This window comes from Sporichthyaceae bacterium (assembly GCA_036269075.1).
In the GTDB taxonomy this organism is placed as follows: Bacteria; Actinomycetota; Actinomycetes; order Sporichthyales; family Sporichthyaceae; genus DASQPJ01.
Window position 1 is genome coordinate 1 of the sequence record DATASX010000023.1, and the last position, 16,384, is coordinate 16,384.

18 protein-coding genes are annotated in these 16,384 nt (G+C 69.7%); 7 read left to right on the forward strand and 11 right to left on the reverse strand.

Annotation, left to right across the window (positions count from 1 at the left end; all coding sequences use genetic code 11):
* Positions 1–272 precede the first annotated feature (272 nt).
* The 7 genes from VHU88_04720 to VHU88_04750 all read right to left on the reverse strand — a co-directional run bounded on the left by VHU88_04720 (position 273) and on the right by VHU88_04750 (position 6,765).
* Positions 273–884 (reverse strand): TMEM175 family protein, encoded by a 612-nt coding sequence (locus tag VHU88_04720; GenBank protein ID HEX3610968.1) that lies wholly within the window; start codon positions 882–884, stop codon positions 273–275.
* A gap of 34 nt (positions 885–918) precedes the next feature.
* Positions 919–1,503, reverse strand: coding sequence for a nitroreductase family protein (locus VHU88_04725; protein ID HEX3610969.1), 585 nt, complete (start codon positions 1,501–1,503; stop codon positions 919–921).
* 43 nt (positions 1,504–1,546) lie between these two features.
* Entirely contained in the window at positions 1,547–2,302 is a 756-nt protein-coding gene (locus tag VHU88_04730; GenBank protein HEX3610970.1) for a pirin family protein, read from the reverse strand.
* 106 nt (positions 2,303–2,408) lie between these two features.
* Positions 2,409–3,377, reverse strand: a complete 969-nt coding sequence (locus VHU88_04735) for an NADPH:quinone reductase (protein HEX3610971.1) — start codon at positions 3,375–3,377, stop codon at positions 2,409–2,411.
* Between the two features lie 25 nt (positions 3,378–3,402).
* The gene (locus VHU88_04740; protein ID HEX3610972.1) at positions 3,403–4,572 is read right to left on the reverse strand and encodes an oxygenase MpaB family protein; all 1,170 of its coding nucleotides are present in this window, start codon (positions 4,570–4,572) and stop codon (positions 3,403–3,405) included.
* Position 4,573: 1 nt separating this feature from the next.
* Positions 4,574–5,413, reverse strand: coding sequence for an Abi-alpha family protein (locus tag VHU88_04745; protein HEX3610973.1), 840 nt, complete (start codon positions 5,411–5,413; stop codon positions 4,574–4,576).
* 2 nt (positions 5,414–5,415) lie between these two features.
* Positions 5,416–6,765: a hypothetical protein gene (locus tag VHU88_04750; protein ID HEX3610974.1), complete on the reverse strand. Its 1,350-nt coding sequence runs from the start codon at positions 6,763–6,765 to the stop codon at positions 5,416–5,418.
* A 280-nt stretch (positions 6,766–7,045) separates the two neighbouring features.
* Here VHU88_04750 and VHU88_04755 point away from each other — a divergent pair, with 280 nt between their 5' ends.
* The 3 genes from VHU88_04755 to VHU88_04765 all read left to right on the forward strand — a co-directional run bounded on the left by VHU88_04755 (position 7,046) and on the right by VHU88_04765 (position 8,958).
* Positions 7,046–7,486 carry a hypothetical protein gene (locus tag VHU88_04755; GenBank protein HEX3610975.1) on the forward strand — a complete coding sequence of 147 codons (441 nt, stop codon included), beginning with the start codon at positions 7,046–7,048 and terminating at the stop codon, positions 7,484–7,486.
* The gene (locus tag VHU88_04760) at positions 7,483–8,004 is read left to right on the forward strand and encodes a DUF6230 family protein (GenBank protein ID HEX3610976.1); all 522 of its coding nucleotides are present in this window, start codon (positions 7,483–7,485) and stop codon (positions 8,002–8,004) included. Before VHU88_04755 ends, VHU88_04760 begins: the two co-directional genes overlap by 4 nt.
* A 159-nt stretch (positions 8,005–8,163) precedes the next feature.
* On the forward strand, positions 8,164–8,958 hold the full coding sequence (locus tag VHU88_04765) for a hypothetical protein (protein ID HEX3610977.1): 795 nt from the start codon (positions 8,164–8,166) through the stop codon (positions 8,956–8,958).
* On the opposite strand, the gene VHU88_04770 is transcribed toward VHU88_04765, so the two are convergent.
* Positions 8,903–9,418: a hypothetical protein gene (locus tag VHU88_04770; protein HEX3610978.1), complete on the reverse strand. Its 516-nt coding sequence runs from the start codon at positions 9,416–9,418 to the stop codon at positions 8,903–8,905. The two genes, VHU88_04765 and VHU88_04770, sit on opposite strands and share 56 nt — an antisense overlap.
* A 549-nt stretch (positions 9,419–9,967) precedes the next feature.
* Between VHU88_04770 and VHU88_04775 the strand changes: the two genes are divergently transcribed.
* Together VHU88_04775 and VHU88_04780 are read left to right on the forward strand one after the other, a co-directional pair.
* Complete coding sequence (locus VHU88_04775) at positions 9,968–10,144, forward strand: hypothetical protein (protein ID HEX3610979.1); 177 nt, start codon at positions 9,968–9,970, stop codon at positions 10,142–10,144.
* Between the two features lie 180 nt (positions 10,145–10,324).
* Positions 10,325–11,623 (forward strand): hypothetical protein, encoded by a 1,299-nt coding sequence (locus VHU88_04780; protein HEX3610980.1) that lies wholly within the window; start codon positions 10,325–10,327, stop codon positions 11,621–11,623.
* A gap of 3 nt (positions 11,624–11,626) precedes the next feature.
* Here VHU88_04780 and VHU88_04785 read toward each other — a convergent pair whose 3' ends face one another.
* Entirely contained in the window at positions 11,627–12,334 is a 708-nt protein-coding gene (locus VHU88_04785; GenBank protein ID HEX3610981.1) for a DsbA family oxidoreductase, read from the reverse strand.
* Positions 12,335–12,465: 131 nt separating this feature from the next.
* On the opposite strand from VHU88_04785, the gene tsaA reads away from it, so the two are divergent.
* Positions 12,466–13,005 carry a tRNA (N6-threonylcarbamoyladenosine(37)-N6)-methyltransferase TrmO gene (gene tsaA / locus VHU88_04790; GenBank protein HEX3610982.1) on the forward strand — a complete coding sequence of 180 codons (540 nt, stop codon included), beginning with the start codon at positions 12,466–12,468 and terminating at the stop codon, positions 13,003–13,005.
* Between the two features lie 164 nt (positions 13,006–13,169).
* The gene (locus VHU88_04795; protein HEX3610983.1) at positions 13,170–14,654 is read left to right on the forward strand and encodes an aldehyde dehydrogenase family protein; all 1,485 of its coding nucleotides are present in this window, start codon (positions 13,170–13,172) and stop codon (positions 14,652–14,654) included.
* A 65-nt stretch (positions 14,655–14,719) separates the two neighbouring features.
* Here the strand turns inward: VHU88_04795 and VHU88_04800 are convergent, their stop codons facing one another.
* Both VHU88_04800 and VHU88_04805 read right to left on the reverse strand, forming a co-directional pair.
* The gene (locus tag VHU88_04800; protein HEX3610984.1) at positions 14,720–15,109 is read right to left on the reverse strand and encodes a hypothetical protein; all 390 of its coding nucleotides are present in this window, start codon (positions 15,107–15,109) and stop codon (positions 14,720–14,722) included.
* Positions 15,110–15,131: 22 nt separating this feature from the next.
* Positions 15,132–16,217: a hypothetical protein gene (locus tag VHU88_04805; GenBank protein HEX3610985.1), complete on the reverse strand. Its 1,086-nt coding sequence runs from the start codon at positions 16,215–16,217 to the stop codon at positions 15,132–15,134.
* Positions 16,218–16,384 lie beyond the last annotated feature (167 nt).

Genomic DNA, 16,384 nt, shown 5'->3' on the forward strand with positions numbered 1-16,384 from the left:
TTCCCGGCGCCGAGCGATCCCCGACTTGGGGCCGGCGGTGAAGTGTTTGGCCGGTGTCCTGACTCGCCCCGGACCGGCCCGTGCTACCCCCGCGCCGTTGCCGGCCGCGGGTCAGTGAGCGTTCCGAGACGCTGTTCCGTCGACGGCGCATCCTGCGCCGTTGTTGGCACAGGTGCCTCCGCTGCGCCGTTGTTTCGGTGCGCGTCCGATGGGGTGCCCGTTGTGGTCGCGGTATTTGTACGGCCTCTATTGGGAAGTCTCGCCCGATCCAGCTAGCCGGTGCTCTCCTCGGCGAGGACCCGTTCGATCCGACGGTCCGGGATCAGCCACATCACCGCGACGCCGACGAAGAACGCCAGCCCGGCCCACGTCAGCTTGCCCTCGTGGCTGCCGGCGAACCCGGCCACCACGATCCCGCACAGGTACAGCACCGGCGAGATCTTGCCTTTGAGGTCGTGGCCGACGGCACGGGCCAGGGCGCAGTTCGCCCCCTCTTCGCGCAGGATCGCCGTCTGCAGGACGTAGAAGGCAATCGCGGCGCCCAACTGGTTGACCCCGTAGATCATCACCGGGGTGCGAGCCAGATCGCTGCGGGCCATCCACGCGGTCGTGAACGGGAACAACGACAGCCAGAACAGCAGGTGCAGGTTGGCCCACAGCACGCCACCGGTGACCTTCTTGGTCAGGTGGAACATGTGATGGTGGTTGTTCCAGTAGATGCCTACGTAGACGAAGCTCAGCAGGTAGGTGAGCAGCTCGGTCCCGGCCGTGTGCTGCAACGCCCCGAGGTCGTTGCCCTCCGGAACCTTCAGCTCCAGAACCATGATCGTGATGATGATGGCCAGGACGCCGTCGCTGAACGCCTCGAGCCGACTGGTCGGCATCGCACCCTCCCCGGCGGACGCCGGTCGCGGCGTCCTAGCTCTGCAGCAGGATCTCGCTAACCGGGCGACGCTCGCGCGGGGCACGCTCACGGTTCCACAGGAACTCCGGCAACTGCGCGTCCGGATCGAAGCGACCGACAGCCACCATGGTGACCGGTTCGATCGTCTCCGGCAGGCCGAACTCGGCGGCCATACCGGCGGCGTCGAAGCCGCCCATCTGGTGGACGGCCAGGCCCAGCGCGGTCGCCTGGACGGTCAGGTCGGCCACGGCCTGCCCGGTGTCGTACCAGGCGTGGCCGAGGTGGCGCCCCTCCTCGTCGACGGTTGCCGCCGCGGCCAGGAACAGCAGCGAGGCGCTCGGGGCCCAGAGCTGGTTGCCCGGTGCCAGGTGTTTGACCAGCCGTTCGTGGGCGGCCTCGCCGCGACGCCCGAGCAGGAAGCGCCAGGGCTGGGAGTTGCCGGAGGACGGCGCCCAACGGGCCGCCTCCAGCAGCGTGTACAGGTCCTCGTCGCTCAGAACGTGTTCGGTGTCGAAGCCGCGCGGGCTCCAGCGCTGCGCGAGCAACGAGTGCACCGCGACTTCGGCGCCGGCGGTCTGCGCGGGGTTCGTGGTGCTCATCGCGGGCCTTCCTTTCCCTGCTGGAATGCGGTCTGACGGCGGGTCAGCCGCTGATCGTGGCATGCATCTCCCAGACGAGGACCTCGGCGTCAGTGGTCGCGGTCAGTCGTCCGCCGCGTCCGGCCAGTCGGGCCGCGTCACCCTGCGCCAGCGGTCCGGCACCGTCGAGGTCCACCGTGCCGCGGGGAACGAACAGGTGCACGAACGGGGCGTCGGGCACGTCGACGGCCTCACCGGGAGCCAGTCGGGCGGCCCACAGGGTGGCGTACCGGTTGCGGATCCGGATTGCGGCGTCGTGCTCGGGATTTCCCGACGCGACCGGCACCAAACCCGAGGCCAGCACTGCCGCGTCGATCTCGGACTGCTCGTAGCCCGGGACGATGCCGCGCTCGTCGGGCACAACCCACATCTGGACGAAGTGCACCGGGTCGTCGTGGCGCTCCCCGCCGATGCGCCAGGAGTCGTTCTTCTCCGAGTGCAGGATCCCCGTGCCCGCGCTCATCCGCTGGGCCAGGCCCGGGTAGAGCACGCCGGAATTGCCCTCGGAGTCCTGGTGCACCAGCGAACCGCCCAGTACCCAGGTGACGATCTCCATGTCCCGGTGCGGGTGGGTCTCGAAACCGGTCCCCGCGGCGACCTTGTCGTCGTTGTTGACCAACAGCAGCCCGTGGTGGGTGTTGTCCGGGTCCCAATGCCCGCCGAACGCGAAGGAGTGCTTCGAGTCCAGCCAGCCGATGTCCGTCGCCGCGCGCGAATCGGCACGGCGGATGTCCACGCCGGGCAGCGTCAGGTTCGCCATCGTCGTCGTCCCTCCGGTCGACCCCGCCCTCGTGGCGGGTCATCACATCAAACTGGTTGACACGTCAACTTTATTCCGGGACGGCTGCCGTGGCAACCACCTGGCGTCAACGCAGGTCCAGGAGCACCTTCCCCGGCGTGCCGGACTCCACCGCCTCGTGGGCCGCGACCGCATCCGCCAGGCCGAAGGAGGTGACCGGCAGCGGCGTCAACGCGCCCTCACCGATCGCCTGCGAGATGCTCGCGGCGGCCCGCTCCAGGGCCGCCCGCGGGTGCGTGTAGAGCAGGAAGAACGTCAGCCGCAGGTTCGCGATCATCGCCGGGCGAACCGGGATCTGCAGCGGCTTCCCGTCGGTCGCGTACGCGACGATGGCCCCGCCCGGACGCAGCACGGCGACGTCGAGGTCCCAGTTGGTCGCCACCGCCACGTCGACGACCAGGTCGATCGGGCCTTCCTTGCGGATCGCCTCGGCGGCCTCGGGCGAGCGGTAGTCGACGACCGCCGACGCGCCGGCAGCGCTGGCCTGCGCCGCCTTGTCCTCGGTGCTCGCGGTCGCGACGACGTCCGCACCGGCCCACCGGGCCAACTCGATCGCGAAATGCCCCACGGCACCCGCGCCGCCGTGGACCAGCACCCGACGACCGTCGAGCGGGCCGTGGGAGAACAGGCACTGGTGTGCGGTCAGTGCCGGGATGCCCAGGCAGGCGCCGAGTTCCGCGGTCCCGCTCCCGGGCAGCGGGACGGCCTGGGTCGCGTCGAGGACGGTGTACTCCGCCGCGGTCCCCCAGCGACTGCCGAACGCCGCCAGCCACAGCCAGACGCGTTGCCCGACGCGGTCAGCGGGTACGCCCGGACCGACCTCGACGATCTCGCCGGCACCGTCCATGTGCGGGATCTGGAAGCCGTCGATCGGCCGAGGGGTCAGCCCGGCGCGGGTCTTCACATCCGACGGGTTGATCCCGGACACCTCGACGCGGACGAGCACCTGACCTGGTCCGGGTGCCGGGCGGTCGATCTCACCGATCGTCAGCACCTCGGCCGCGCTTCCCTCACGTTCGTAGCGGACAGCACGCATCGCTTCGCCTCCCGGTGTCGATCTTCTACTCGTCTCCCACCGGGAAGTCCATCACGGACTCGGAATGGTGCCGACCGTAGGCCCGGGGTCCGGCCCCGGCGCCACGCGCGGCGACGATCTGCGCGTACTGCTGCGGCGGGGTGACCCGGCCGAAGTGCTCGTAGGCCTCGGCCGGCGTCCAGGTCCGGTCCTCGGCCGCGGGCGTACCGCGCAGCACCGGTTCGGCGACCTCGGCGGTGCGCGGCGACAGCCGCCGAATGATGGCCAACTGCAGCGCCGGACTGGCTGCGAGCGCCCGGATCACCGGCCGCATCTGGGCGGTGACCGCGACGTCGGCGGCCCGGGACTGCTTGATCCCGGCCAGTTCCCGCATCCACCGGGGCATCGTCGCCACCACGGCCTTGCGGACCGACAGCGAGACCGGGCCGTGGAACGGGGCTGGCAGCGCGCCGCCCTCGAGGACCCGGGGCACCGCCCGCAGCAGGAAGTTCATCATGTCCTGCGCGACCGGCGAGCCGACCAATCGCGGCCGGTACTCCTCGAAGTACTCGACGATCCCGGCCCGCGTACGCGGCACCCGGTCCGGGTCGATGGTCTGGAAGTGCGCCGCGGTCGCGCACTGCGCCCAGTACTCCCGCTCCGCCTCGACCGGCAGCCGACCGGGGCCGAACATCTCGTAGGTGTAGAGAATCGAATGCCAGGCGGTCAGGTGGATCCACAACTGGGAGTCCGGGTCGTTGGCGTCGAACGTGCCGCCGGTGACCGGCTCCGGGCCGACCGAACAGGAGTGGATCTTCACCAGAGTCTCGGCGGAGGACAGAACTGACTCCGCGTCAGCAAACATCACCGTCGCGAAGTACTGCAGCGTGCGGTCGTAGCGCAGCCGGGTGCGTTGCTTGACCTGGCCGCTGTGGTCCACCGAGGCGACCAGGAACGGGTCGAGTTCCTCGACCACCACCGCGCGCAGGAATCCCAGAACCGGAGAGGTCGGATAGCTCCAGACCTTCCAGGTCGCCGAGCCGGGGCCGAAGAAACCGTTGTCGCGGTGCCGGTTCACCGGCGGGTCCGGGGGGCGGGCCGCCTGCGGCGCTTGTCGGGCAGGATCGCCGCGGCGATCACCGACCAGCACCATGCCACCCGCAGTCCCGGCCCGATGCTTGAGGAACGGGTTGAGCAACTTCTCCAGGTCCGGCACGTCATCGCACATCCTTCAGCCAGCCACCGGCGTCGTAGCCGTTCAGGGTGAAGCAGACATCGCAGAACTGCAGCCCGAACTGAGTGATCCGGATGCTGCGGTAGACGGTGACAGTCTTCCTGGCTCGGGCCATCGCCGCAGCGGCGACAGGCTGTGCCTCCACGAACGAGTACCGCCGCGGGTCCTCCACCTGCTCCTCGGAGAACATCAGCATGCCGAGCCGGACCAGGTTGGCCAGGTACTGCTGGTTGCGGTCCGGATGTGCGCAGCCGGACATCTCGGCGACCAGGTTGATCCCACTGGCGATCAGCTCGGACCCGACGCCGAGCGGGGTCCTCGTGCGCACGTCGATGGCCGGCTGCGGCCCGGCCAGGGCCATGAACCGCAGGATCCGGGCCTCGTCGGGCAGCAGCTCCCGCAGGATCCACGCGAAGGCCGGGTGCTCGTTGCGGGCTCGACGGTCCGGGTCGGACAGCTTGCGCAGCAGCGCGTCGCCCAGGGCCCGCAGGTCCTGGGGTGACGGCGCGTCACGTTCCACCGGCGCCGGTGCCTGCGGGACGTGCCCATTCAGGCCGAGGACGCGTACCAGCACGGCCCGCAGCGCCTCGACGTGCCGGTCGGCGATCTCGGTGACCGGCTCGCCGGAGACGACCTCGCGGACCAGGTCGACGCCGACCGTCACCGTGCCGCGCACGGCCGCGCCGGTGACCCGCACCGTGGTGGTCAGTGCCAGGTGAGCAAGCCCGCTGACCCCGGTGCCGCGCGGATCCAGCCGACGCAGGTCGAGGGGCAGCCGCCCGTGATGGCCGTTGCTGCTCGGGTTCACCTCCTCCTCGGTCATCCTCAGCCTCCGAAGATCACCAGGTGGATGGCGCCCACGAACAGACCGAGGAATCCGCCATGGGCGTAGAGCAACCACGCGTCCTGCTCGACCGCGGAGTAGAGCATCTCCATGAACTCGCCCGGCGAGAGTTCGCGCAAGCGTTCGGTGCAGAAAGTGTCGATCTTCTGGGCCTGGCGGTTGGTGAACTCCAAGTCGTCGAGCAGGCCGCGGGCGACGTCGATCGCGGTGCCGGTGGTACTGAGCCGGATCGCCTCGAACTCCCGGCCGCCGACAGCGGCACGCACCAAGGTCCGGGTCGGGCCGACGATCTGGTCGACCTCGCGGGCCATCACCTCCTGGATGATCACCCGGGCCTTGTCCGAACGCGGGCCGCTGATCAGTTCGCTGATGATGTTCGGCATCGTGATGACCTCGTAGGCCAGCGACCACCCGAAGCTCGTCGCCGCCTCGTGCTGACGCCTGGCGAACTTGGCCTGCCGCCACGGGTAGCGGTACCAGGGCTGGGGCACCGCCGGCTCGAAGACCATCTTGATCGCGACGATGTTCACGATGATGCCGATCATCGAGGCGCCGCTGATCACGATCAACCAGGGCGGGATCGCCGAGAACATTGGCAGATTGGGGGCCGCCGTGAGGAACACCGCGAGCAGCAGACCCAACGGCAGCCCCAGCCAGAAGCCGATCGCGGTCATGAACTTGAGCTCCTTCGAGCCCAGGTTGTAGATGATGTCCCGCAGGATCCGCGGGTCCTTCCGCAGCCGCCCGACGACCATCAGCTTGACGTCGAGCAGGTCGTCGATGTTCTCCTCGATCGCTTCCATCGCGTGCCGGGAGATCTGCGGCAGCTGCTGCAGCACACGCTGGTAGACGATCTCCCGCAGCTGCGGCGGCAACTGTGCCCACAGCTCCGGATGCTCGCGCTCCATGATCTCGTCGACCATCCCGCGGACCTCGGGCCGTGCGACCACGGCCAACCGCTCGGCGATGACGGCCGGCTCGAGCTCCAGCAGGAAGTCGCGGATGCTGCCCAGCTTCGACAGGCCCTTGTCGACGCAGATGCTGGCCATGCGCTCGGCCCGAGCCGGGATGAAGCCCTGGAAGCCCAGGATCCCGCCGGGGGCGAAGATCGGCAGCACCTGCAGGCGCCGTGGCAGGAACGGGAAGATCGTCTTGACGCCCGGACAGTGGAACCCGCGGAACTGGATCGGCGCGAACAGCATGATGACGCCGGTCCAGTTGGTCACCAGCCCCGCGATCGCGCTGAAGATCGGGATGCTCACCATGGCGATGACGAACTTCGACTGACCGGTCAGCGACTCGAAGTCGACCAGGCCCGACGCGGCGACCATGTCGAACCACCGCCTTCAAGCCGCAGGCGCCCCAGTCCGAGCGCCCAGCCGGCCCCCCGTGCTGGTCGCATGGTGACGGTGAGGCGGGTGTTTTGTCCACGGTGCGTCAGGACGACGGACTCAGCGTGATCTGGCCACCGGGCCGACCCAGCTCTGAAAGGGGGTAGATCCGCCACTGCACGACTCCCGCCAGCGGGTGCACCGGGGCCCAGCCGAGGCTTCGTGAGTCCTGCGAGGCCGCCGGGGCATCGCCGAGCAGGAACCGCATCCCGGCCGGGAGTTGGCCGGCGGCGGCACCTCACCGCGCGGCTCGGCGTTGGCCGGCGGAACCCTGCTGCTGAAGTTCGGCAAGATCGAACTCGATAATGTGACGCTCAGTCAGAACAGTGCCGGGCTGTTCGCGCTGAGGATCGCGAACTCCGGCTCCGGAACCGACGCGGGGACGATCGGCGGCACCGGTGCGACCGTCGAACTGCGGGGCGTCCTGCACAGCCTGCAGGCGTGCCTGCCACAGACGCTGCTGAAGCTGGCCGGGCCGGGCGACGACGCCCGGCCACTGGCCCCACTGCTGTCCGGACCGATCGCGGCCGGGACCAAACTGCCGAGCCCGATCGAGGGCCGCAACCCCGACATCGACGTCTACGCGCCGCGGGTAAACACCGCCGCCGGGCAGACATCGCTCAGCCTGCCCACGGGCAGCGTCACTGTCGGCACTTCGTGACGCCGGACGACTACGGGACCCGGTGGCGGCTGGCCGCGCCGGTCCTGGCAGGTGCGCCGGCCGTGGTGTCCGGCGGGTCGGCGCCGGCCGCCCGCATCGGCGTCGGCTCCGCACACATCAACGGCCTGTGCCTGGCGCAGCGCACCACCGTTCTCGGGCAACCGGTGACGATCCTGATTTCCGGCGGCGACACCGACCCGAGCACGTTCGAGATCTCCGCGACCGGCCTGCTCCTCGACGTGACCGGTGTGCAGGGGGCGATCGCAACGGGGGGCGAACTCGCGGTGAACAAGTCCGCGGCCGACGTCGCGCTCGGTTCCTCCGGCGTCAGTCTCGGCGGCGCCGCGGACCGCTTCGGGCTGCAGGCCAGCAGCGTGTTGCTTCGCGGCGTCCACGCCACTGTCCGCGACATCGTCGTGCCGAACGTGCTGCAGGTGCCGAACTTCGCGGTCCGCGTGCTCGCCAGGGCGCAGTCGTGCCCGACGGTTTCAGCGCCGGACATGTCGGGCAAGCACTGAACCAAGGATCTTGAATAACTTGGTTCGGCCTGCTGACATAACACCATCCCCCGAGGCAGGCTCGCCCTAGATCTTCCTGGGAGGGGAACCCTGGTGACACTGTCCCGTTCCGTGTCACCGCACTCTGCGTTGCAACGGGCGATGCGCGGCTATGACCGCGTGACCGAGAGCATTCGCCACACCAACACCGCCGAACGGACCTCCGCGGATCAGCTGCCCGCAGCGATCGAGCACCAACTGGCGCAGTTGCCGCTGGAGCACGAGGGCCGGACCGGCGCCCGGATGCGCAAGGCCACCACTCGAGCCGTGCGCGCGATCCTGGCGGTCGCCGAGGAGGACCGGGCCCGGCTCGCCGAGGCCAGTGCGCGCGACGCGTACGCCTGGGTCGAGCACGCCTGCCAGGTCGCCTCGGTCCACCACCAGGACCGCCTCGCCGCGGCCGACAACGCCGTGCAATCGGCCCGGTTTGCCGGGGAACGCATCGTCACGGCCGCCCATCGGCAGGCCGCCGAGATCCGTGCCACCGCTGCGACCGCGCGGGCCCGCCAGGAGGCGCGGGCCAACCGCATCCTCGACGCCACGCACCGCGAGGCGACCCGAGCGAACTTCGACGCGGGCCGCCGCGCGGCGATCGAGGACGAGACTCAGGCCGAGGCGCTCGGCGCCGAGATTCGCGCGGCCCAGGCCGATCTACAGGCCGCGCGCCGCGAGGTCGTCGACGAGCAGACCACCACCCGACGCACGATCCGCGAGGCTGAGCAACAAGCCGCCCAGATCCGCGAGGCCGCAATCGCTGCCGCGACCGACGTGCTGCGCCCGAGCGAGGAAAGCGCGCTCGAGGTCGAGGACCAGACCCGGGCCGCGATGGCCGAGTTGGCCACCGCGGTCGCCGGGATGATCAACGAGCTCGTCGTTCTCCATGAGGCGTTGACCGAGGAGGAACAGGCCCCGTGAGCACTGCCGGCCCGGTGATCCCCGGCCCACGGCCGGCGGCGTGCGCGGCCCGGGCCGGGACCCGCCGGTTCGGTCGGACCGTGCCCGACTCGATCAGCCTGGCCAGCACGTCCAGCGCCGCGTCGGCGGCCTCGCGGTAGCGCGTGGTACCGATTCCCAACGGGAGCCGGGAATTCGCGGTGCAACTGATTGTCAGCTCCGACCGATGGTCCGACCACGGCAACAGTTCCAGCAGCACTCCCATCGAGGCATTGCGGCGCCCCGGCAGCGCCAGCCGAGCGGGCAGGACCCGCAGCGCGTCATAACGGTCGGGATTCGCCTTCACCAACGGCCCGGCGGGCAGGAGAAGTTCACCGAGTGCCGGGTCGAGAATCATCAGGTCGAACGTCGCCGCAGCGGCCTGCGGGGCCAGCGCGACGAGGTGGGAAACGTTCGGACAGCAGCGGTGCCAGGCGTGCATTTGAGTTCCTCCGAATTTCGGTCCGGATCGAGCTGGACCGGGTGCGGGATTCGAGTTCTCCGGGCACGGTCGACCGACGGTCCTGGCGGAGGCCCGTGGTCGGAATCGACGTCCACGGCGCAGGATCAGGCCGATCCCGTCGGACGTCGCAGAGTCGGCGTCGAGGCTGCCGTGCTTCGTCGCACGCCCGGTACTCGACCCGAGTGAGAATTTTCTACTACCGCGAATTCACCGTGTGCGCACAGAAGTTCGGCACCGGTATCCACCCCTCAATATGTTTCCCGCCCCGGCCCCCTCATATTTTCCGATTCCAAGGGCCGACCGGTTTCCGCCGGTCGAGTGTGACGTTACCTGCGGGTAGTTACCGAACAGTTGCGCCGTCGTGAATGGCGTGCGACGGCACGCCCGCCCGCGGACCCTGGAGTGCGAATTTCGATCAGGTCGGGATCGTCCGTCCGACGTCACCGGTGGACCGTTCGGACCATTGGCGGGACAGGGTGGACATGGTGCTCTACAGGGGCACCAACCGACCCGAAGACGGAGGCATCAATGGCCTGTTCCAGCGACGCGGACCGCGCCCAGATTGATGCGGCGGTCGCGGCAGGCGAGTCCGCCACCGCTCGCGCGTTGGCGGCCCGGATCGAGGCCGAGCGCCTGTCTCGCGCCGCTCTCCTGCGCCCGCGTGTGCACCTGGTCCCGGCCCCGCGTGACGGCGCCGACCACTGAGCCACGCCAGGGCACGCAGGGTGCGGGCGACTGTCCGATTTACACCGAATGCCCCATGAGTCAAGGGTAAGCGACGTGACACAGGCCACTTTTCACATGAAAGCGCGCATCCTCGGGTAGTCGCAGCCACAGTCGCGGCGGGGGTTCCCTCGCCGACCTGAGGCGAAGGACGGACCGATCATGACCACGCCCTCGAGCCCCCCGAAGACGCGCAACCTGATTGCCGCGGTCCTGGCCGGCGGCCTGATCACCAGCCTGTCCGCGTGCGGCGTCACCAGTACGACCGCTTCCAGCCCGGTCAGCGAGGCGCAGCCGATCGCCGCGGCGACCGGGTCTCCCCTCGTGCAGTGCGGCATGGCCCAACTGACCCCGCGGGTCGCCGCCGGCGACCCGGTGCTGTCGCGCGGCAACGACTTCTTCAATCAGCTCGAGCAGGCCCAGCAGGTCCCGCCGGCGGTGCAGAAGGTCTACACCGTCGACATCCCCGGGCTGAACGACACCCAGAAGCACGAAGTGCTGCTGTTCCTGTCCAGCCTGAACCAGTGCCCCGGCCTGAGCCCGGACCTGCAGAAGTCCGTGCTCGACGCCTTCGACCAGCTGACCCCGAAGTCCGTGGCCGACTCGGACAACGGCAGCGACGGTGTCCAGTCCGAGGTGATCCGCAGCGACGACAGCGCCTATTCGGACTCCGACGCCGATTCCTCCTGGGCCGACGGCGACTGGGACGGCCACCCGTGGTGGTTCCGGCCGGCCTGGGACCACCCGGTCACAGACCACGACGACTGGGTCCAGTGGGGCACCGACCGCCACGAGCACGTCATCTGGCGCTGGGACGGCCACGACTGGCAGCGTTTCGGCCGGGCGCAGGACGCCCCGGCGAACAAGCCGTACCTGCCGACCCGGCTCGGGACGGGCGCGTTCAACCCGCCGTCCCACAACCAGCAGGACACCACCAACAACACCCCTAACAACAACACCCCGAACCAGGTCCCTGGCGCCCCGGCCACGAACCAGAACCCGACCGGCGTCGTGCCGGGCAGCACCAACGGGTCGCCGGACGCCAACGCTCCGCAGGGCGTCGCGCGCCCGCAGTTCGACAACGGCCGGCCGGGCGGGCCGAACGGGACCACCACCAACGGCACCACGCACACCAACACCTCGACGACCGACAACTCGAACTCGAACTCGACTGCCACGAACTCGACCGGCACGAACTCGACGGGCACCGGCTCCTCGGGCACAGGATCGTCGAACACCCGGCCGGACTCGACAGGCACCGGTTCCAGCAGCTCGAACTCGAGCTCGGACACCGGCTCGACGCGCACCGAACGCGGCAGCAGCAGCTCGTCCGACACCGGAACCGGCACCCACGAGCGGCAGTCGAGCCCCCGCGAAAGTTCGAGCGGGTCGACCGGCACCAGCTCCGGCGCCGGCTCGTCCTCGACCGGAACCGGCGGTGGCGGCCCGATCCGGAACTGACCGTTACGGAATCTCGCACCCGGTCTCGTCGCACCGGGCTCCGGTCGAGGCCAACACCTCGGTCGGGGCCTGGTTTGCGTGCTCCCAGCCCAGTTCCAGCCCGCGCAGCAACGTCTCGACAGTGTCCGCCCCGGGCAGCGCGAAGCGGCCGGCGAACATGAAGAACGGGACGCCCTCGATCCCCCGCGCCCGCGCGATGTGATCGTCCTGCTCGACGGCGCGGCGGTACCGCCGATCCTCCAGCGCTGCGCGCAATTCGCGCGTGTCCAGCCCGATCTCCGCACCGAGCTCGACGAGCGAGTCGACGTCGAAGACCGAGATGCAGTCGCTGAAGTACGCGCGGAACAGCCGCGCCCAGGCCTCCGGGCCGCGGCCCTGCTCCTTCGCGTAGGCAAGCAGTTCGTGCGCCAACAGGGTGTTTCCCACGACGTTGTCGTGCAGGCAGTAGGGAGCGAGCCCGTCGCCGGCCGCGATCTGCTCGATCTTGGCCATGTTCGCGTCGGCTGCCTCGCCCGCCAGGCCGTACTTGCCCATCAGGTGCTCGCGCATCGGCCAGGTGGTGTTCCCCGGCGCATGCTTGTTCAGCACGAAGGACCGGAAGACGACCTCCACCGCAGCGGCGTGCTCGAACTTCTCCAGGGCCTGCTGCAGTCGGTGGTGCCCGATCCCGCACCACGGGCAGGTGACGTCGGACCAGACCTCGACGAGCATCGTGCACCTCCTGCGACGCCGGTCGGCGCCTTGCACCTGCCTCCGACTTCGTCGGCTCACTCTCGCTTATGCAGAATGGCGGAACGTTCCCGCCCAGCGTGTCCGGGCCCTGCGAGGGAAGGACCACGGCCTTGTCCGAGGATGCCACGCCGGCGACGGCCGACTTCACCCTGCGTCCGATCGGCCGGGTCGACAGCCCGTACACCCGTCCGCAGCACACCCCGGAGCAGACGCTGCGCAACGCGCGGGCCCGCGGCCGCGTGGTGCTGCAGAAGCGCTACGCGGCGGCGCTGGCGGACCTGGCCGACTTCGACCATGCCTGGTTGATCACCTGGCTGCACCAGGCCCCGCCGCCCGCCAGCGACCTGCGGATCGAACCGCTGCTGCTGCGGCCCACCACCCGCCGGATCGGCGTGTTCGCGACCCGGTACCCCTCGCGCCCGAACCCGATCGGCCTGCACCTGGTCCGGGTGCTGTCGATCAGTGGGTCGGTGCTGGAGTTCGCCGGTGTCGACATGGTCCACGGCACCCCGGTGCTAGACGTCAAACCGTGGGCGCAACGCCTGGACGTGCCCGGCTATCGCCTTGGCGACAACCCCGAACTCGACGAGATCCGCTCCGGCTGGTACGAGCAGGCGTTCACCGACGGCGCCGGGCCGGACGCCCCGTAAGCCGGCGGGAGACGGCGCTGTCCGCTCTTGCAATTCAGAGGCTTATCGGGAGATGGTAGACGCATCCACAGATGTATCTTCTCGAAATTCCTGGAACTTGCGCAGCGTGGCGCTTCCCTCGATCGCGGCTGCTCAAGGACCTCCCGATCCGTTCTGGAGCATCGATGACGGCCAGCACTTTGTCCCGCGTCAACGACTTCCTGTCCAAGCAGGGCAAGCACTACATCGGCGGCAAGCGCGTCGACTCATTGTCCGGCAAGACCTTCGACACCCCGAACCCGGCGACTGGCCAGAAGCTGGCCACCGTGGCCGACGGCCAGGCCGAGGACATCGACGCCGCTGTCGCCGCCGCCCGCAAGGCCTTCGACCCCTGGCAGCAGGTCACCCCGGCGCAGAAGGCGAAGATCGTCTGGAAGATCGGCGACCTGATCGAGGCGCACGCCGACGAGTTGGCCGAGCTGGAGTCCCTCGACAACGGCAAGCCCAAGACCATCGCCGCGGCCGTGGACCTGCAGCTGGCCCGCGACACCTTCCACTACATGGCCGGTTGGGCCACCAAGATCGAGGGCGCCACCAAGGAGATCTCGACCCCGTACACGCCGGGAGCGAAGTACCACGCGTACACCCGTCGGGAGCCGGTCGGCGTGGTCGGCCAGATCATCCCGTGGAACTTCCCGCTGCTGATGGCGTCCTGGAAGCTGGCCCCGGCGCTGGCGACCGGCAACACGGTCGTGCTCAAGCCGGCCGAGCAGACCCCGCTGAGCGTGCTCTACCTCGTCGACCTGCTCGAGGAGGCCGGGGTCCCGGCCGGTGTCATCAACATCGTCACCGGCTTCGGTGAGGCCGGCGCCGCCCTGGCCGCCCACGACGACGTCGACAAGATCGCCTTCACCGGCTCCACCGAGGTCGGCAAGCTGATCGTCGGCGCAGCCCGTGGCAACCTGAAGAAGGTCACCCTCGAGCTGGGTGGCAAGGCGCCGAACATCATCTTCAACGACGCCAACCTCGAGGCGGCGATCGCGACCGCAGCGAACGCGATCTTCATCAACAGCGGCCAGATCTGCTGCGCCGGCTCGCGGCTCTACGTCGAGTCGGGGGTCTACGACGAGGTCATCGCGGGCGTCACTGCGATCGCCAACGGCATCAAGGTCGGCCCGGGTCTGGCCGTCGACACCCAGATGGGTCCGCTGACCTCGCAGGAGCAGTTCGACCGCGTGTCGAACTACGTCAAGGCCGGGATCGACTCCGGCGCGACCGTCGCGGCCGGCGGCGATGCTCCCGACAGCGGCGGCTTCTTCTTCTCCCCGACAGTGCTGACCGACACCCGGCCGGAGATGACCGTGGTGGCCGAGGAGATCTTCGGGCCGGTGCTGGTGGCGAACAAGTTCGACGACGTCGACGAGGTCATCGCGACCGGCAACAACACCAGCTACGGCCTGTCGGCCGGGGTCTGGACGCAAGACGTCTCCAAGGCCCACCAGGTCGCGGCTCGTCTGCAGGCCGGCACGTTGTGGGTCAACTGCTACAACATCTTCGACGCGTCGCTGCCGTTCGGCGGCTACAAGCAGTCCGGCTGGGGCCGGGAGAACGGCGCCGAGATCCTCGATGCCTACACCCAGACCAAGGCCGTGGTGATGGGCCTGCTCTAACTCCGGCCGGAAGGGGCGGTCGCGGCGATCCCGCGGTCGCCCCTTCCGCTTTTTCTGACTGTGCGTCAGTTCCCTTGCTCCAGCGGGATCGGGACGCAGTCCTGGCCGCAGGAACCGTCCTCGGGCGCAGCGGTTGGCATCGGTGCGGGCCGGTGCAGAACCGCGCGGCTGGGCGTCACCAGCACGGCGTCGTCGGTCAGGACCCCCGTGCCATCGACGATCAGCGAGTACCCGCCGGGCTCCGCGGGCGGCGCGAGCAGCGTGACGGCCGGGTTGACCGCGATCGCGGTCCGGGTGCGGCGCCCGGCATCGGCGACCGTCACGACCCCGTCGCGCACGGCGACGCTCGAGGCAACCACGTGCGGGCGGGGCGCATCGCCGACCGTGAGCAGGTAGGCGAACGGGTGTTTCGCGAGTGCCTGTGCCAACTCGGCCAGGCCGACTTCGATGCTCATGTCCGGCAGGGTAGGCCGACGGTCAGTGACCGACCGGCGCGGGACTGGCGGCAGGCGCCGGCGCCGCGTGGGCGGGCGCGGCGGTCGCGGCGGGCACGGGCGTCTCGTCCGGGCGTTCGGTCTCGAGCCGGGCGACGCGGTCCAGGCGTAGCTCGGTGAACCAGATCCGTTGGTCCGGGCCGACCGTGATCCCGTCCGGGGTCGCGTTGGGGCTGATGCCCTTGGCGAACTTCGTGATCCCGCCGGTGTTGGGGTCCAGCCGCATGATCGCGTTGCCGACCTTCTCGGTGAACCACAACTGGGAGTCCGAGCCCGTGGTGATCCAGGCCGGGCGCGACTTCGGGTCGATGCCGGCGGAGTACTCGTGGAACTTCCCCGCCGGCGTGATGCGGCCGATGCGGTTGCCCTGGGTCTCGGTGAACCACAGGTTCCCGTCCGGGCCGGCGGTGATGCCGTACGGCTCGGAGTCGGTGCTCAGGCCCTTCCAGTACTCCTTGAGCTTGCCGCTGGTGGTCATGCGGCCGATGCGGTTGGACGAGGACTCGGTGAACCACAGAGCGTGATCCGGCCCGACGGCGATGCCCTCCGGGGAGCTGCCCGGGCTGGTGAGGAACTCGGTGACCTGACCCTCGGGGGTCATCCGTCCGATCTGGTCGGCGTGCCGTTCGGTGAACCACAGGTTCCCGTCCGGACCGGCGACGATCGACTCCGGCTCGCTCAACGGGGTCAGGCCCGCGGGGAACTCGGTGACGTCGCCGTCGGGGGTGATGCGGCCGATGCGGCCGCCCGCGTACTCGGTGAACCAGAGCGCGCCGTCCGGGCCGGACGTGATCCCGAACGGGAGCGCGGCCGGGGTGATCCCGTTGCCGAACTCGCTGACCTGGCCGGAGGAGTCGATGCGACCGATGCGGTTGCCGAGGAACTCGGTGAACCACAGCGCGCCGTCCGGGCCCGTGGTGATCTGCTCGGGCGCGGCGTAGGTGCCGATGCCGGAACTGAACTCGCGGGCCACCGGTCCCCCGGCCGCCGCGGCCGGACCCAGCGCCGTGAACAACCCCAACGCGGCCCCGCACCCGACGGCCACCGTTGCCACGACCTTCGACCGCACCGGACGCACCCACCGAGAAGACACCAATGCCCCCACCCCCGGCCGCCAAGCTAGGCATCACCTGGCCCGGAACGGTGATGCCACGCCGCCGTCCGCCCCAACCGCAACACAAGCCACACCAGAGCGCGCATCTTCTGGCGTGTCGGGCGCCCTTCGCCGTCGGCGAA

Bases quoted from the DNA above. Each gene is read 5' to 3' on its own strand.
- VHU88_04785 (HEX3610981.1), bottom strand. From the start codon at position 12,334: ATGCTCGTCGAGGTCTGGTCCGACGTCACCTGCCCGTGGTGCGGGATC.
- VHU88_04775 (HEX3610979.1), top strand. From the start codon at position 9,968: ATGGCCTGTTCCAGCGACGCGGACCGCGCCCAGATTGATGCGGCGGTC.
- VHU88_04800 (HEX3610984.1), bottom strand. From the start codon at position 15,109: ATGAGCATCGAAGTCGGCCTGGCCGAGTTGGCACAGGCACTCGCGAAA.
- VHU88_04730 (HEX3610970.1), bottom strand. From the start codon at position 2,302: ATGGCGAACCTGACGCTGCCCGGCGTGGACATCCGCCGTGCCGATTCG.
- VHU88_04780 (HEX3610980.1), top strand. From the start codon at position 10,325: ATGACCACGCCCTCGAGCCCCCCGAAGACGCGCAACCTGATTGCCGCG.
- VHU88_04795 (HEX3610983.1), top strand. From the start codon at position 13,170: ATGACGGCCAGCACTTTGTCCCGCGTCAACGACTTCCTGTCCAAGCAG.
- VHU88_04750 (HEX3610974.1), bottom strand. From the start codon at position 6,765: ATGGTCGCCGCGTCGGGCCTGGTCGACTTCGAGTCGCTGACCGGTCAG.
- VHU88_04770 (HEX3610978.1), bottom strand. From the start codon at position 9,418: ATGCACGCCTGGCACCGCTGCTGTCCGAACGTTTCCCACCTCGTCGCG.
- VHU88_04735 (HEX3610971.1), bottom strand. From the start codon at position 3,377: ATGCGTGCTGTCCGCTACGAACGTGAGGGAAGCGCGGCCGAGGTGCTG.
- VHU88_04745 (HEX3610973.1), bottom strand. From the start codon at position 5,413: ATGACCGAGGAGGAGGTGAACCCGAGCAGCAACGGCCATCACGGGCGG.
- VHU88_04720 (HEX3610968.1), bottom strand. From the start codon at position 884: ATGCCGACCAGTCGGCTCGAGGCGTTCAGCGACGGCGTCCTGGCCATC.
- VHU88_04725 (HEX3610969.1), bottom strand. From the start codon at position 1,503: ATGAGCACCACGAACCCCGCGCAGACCGCCGGCGCCGAAGTCGCGGTG.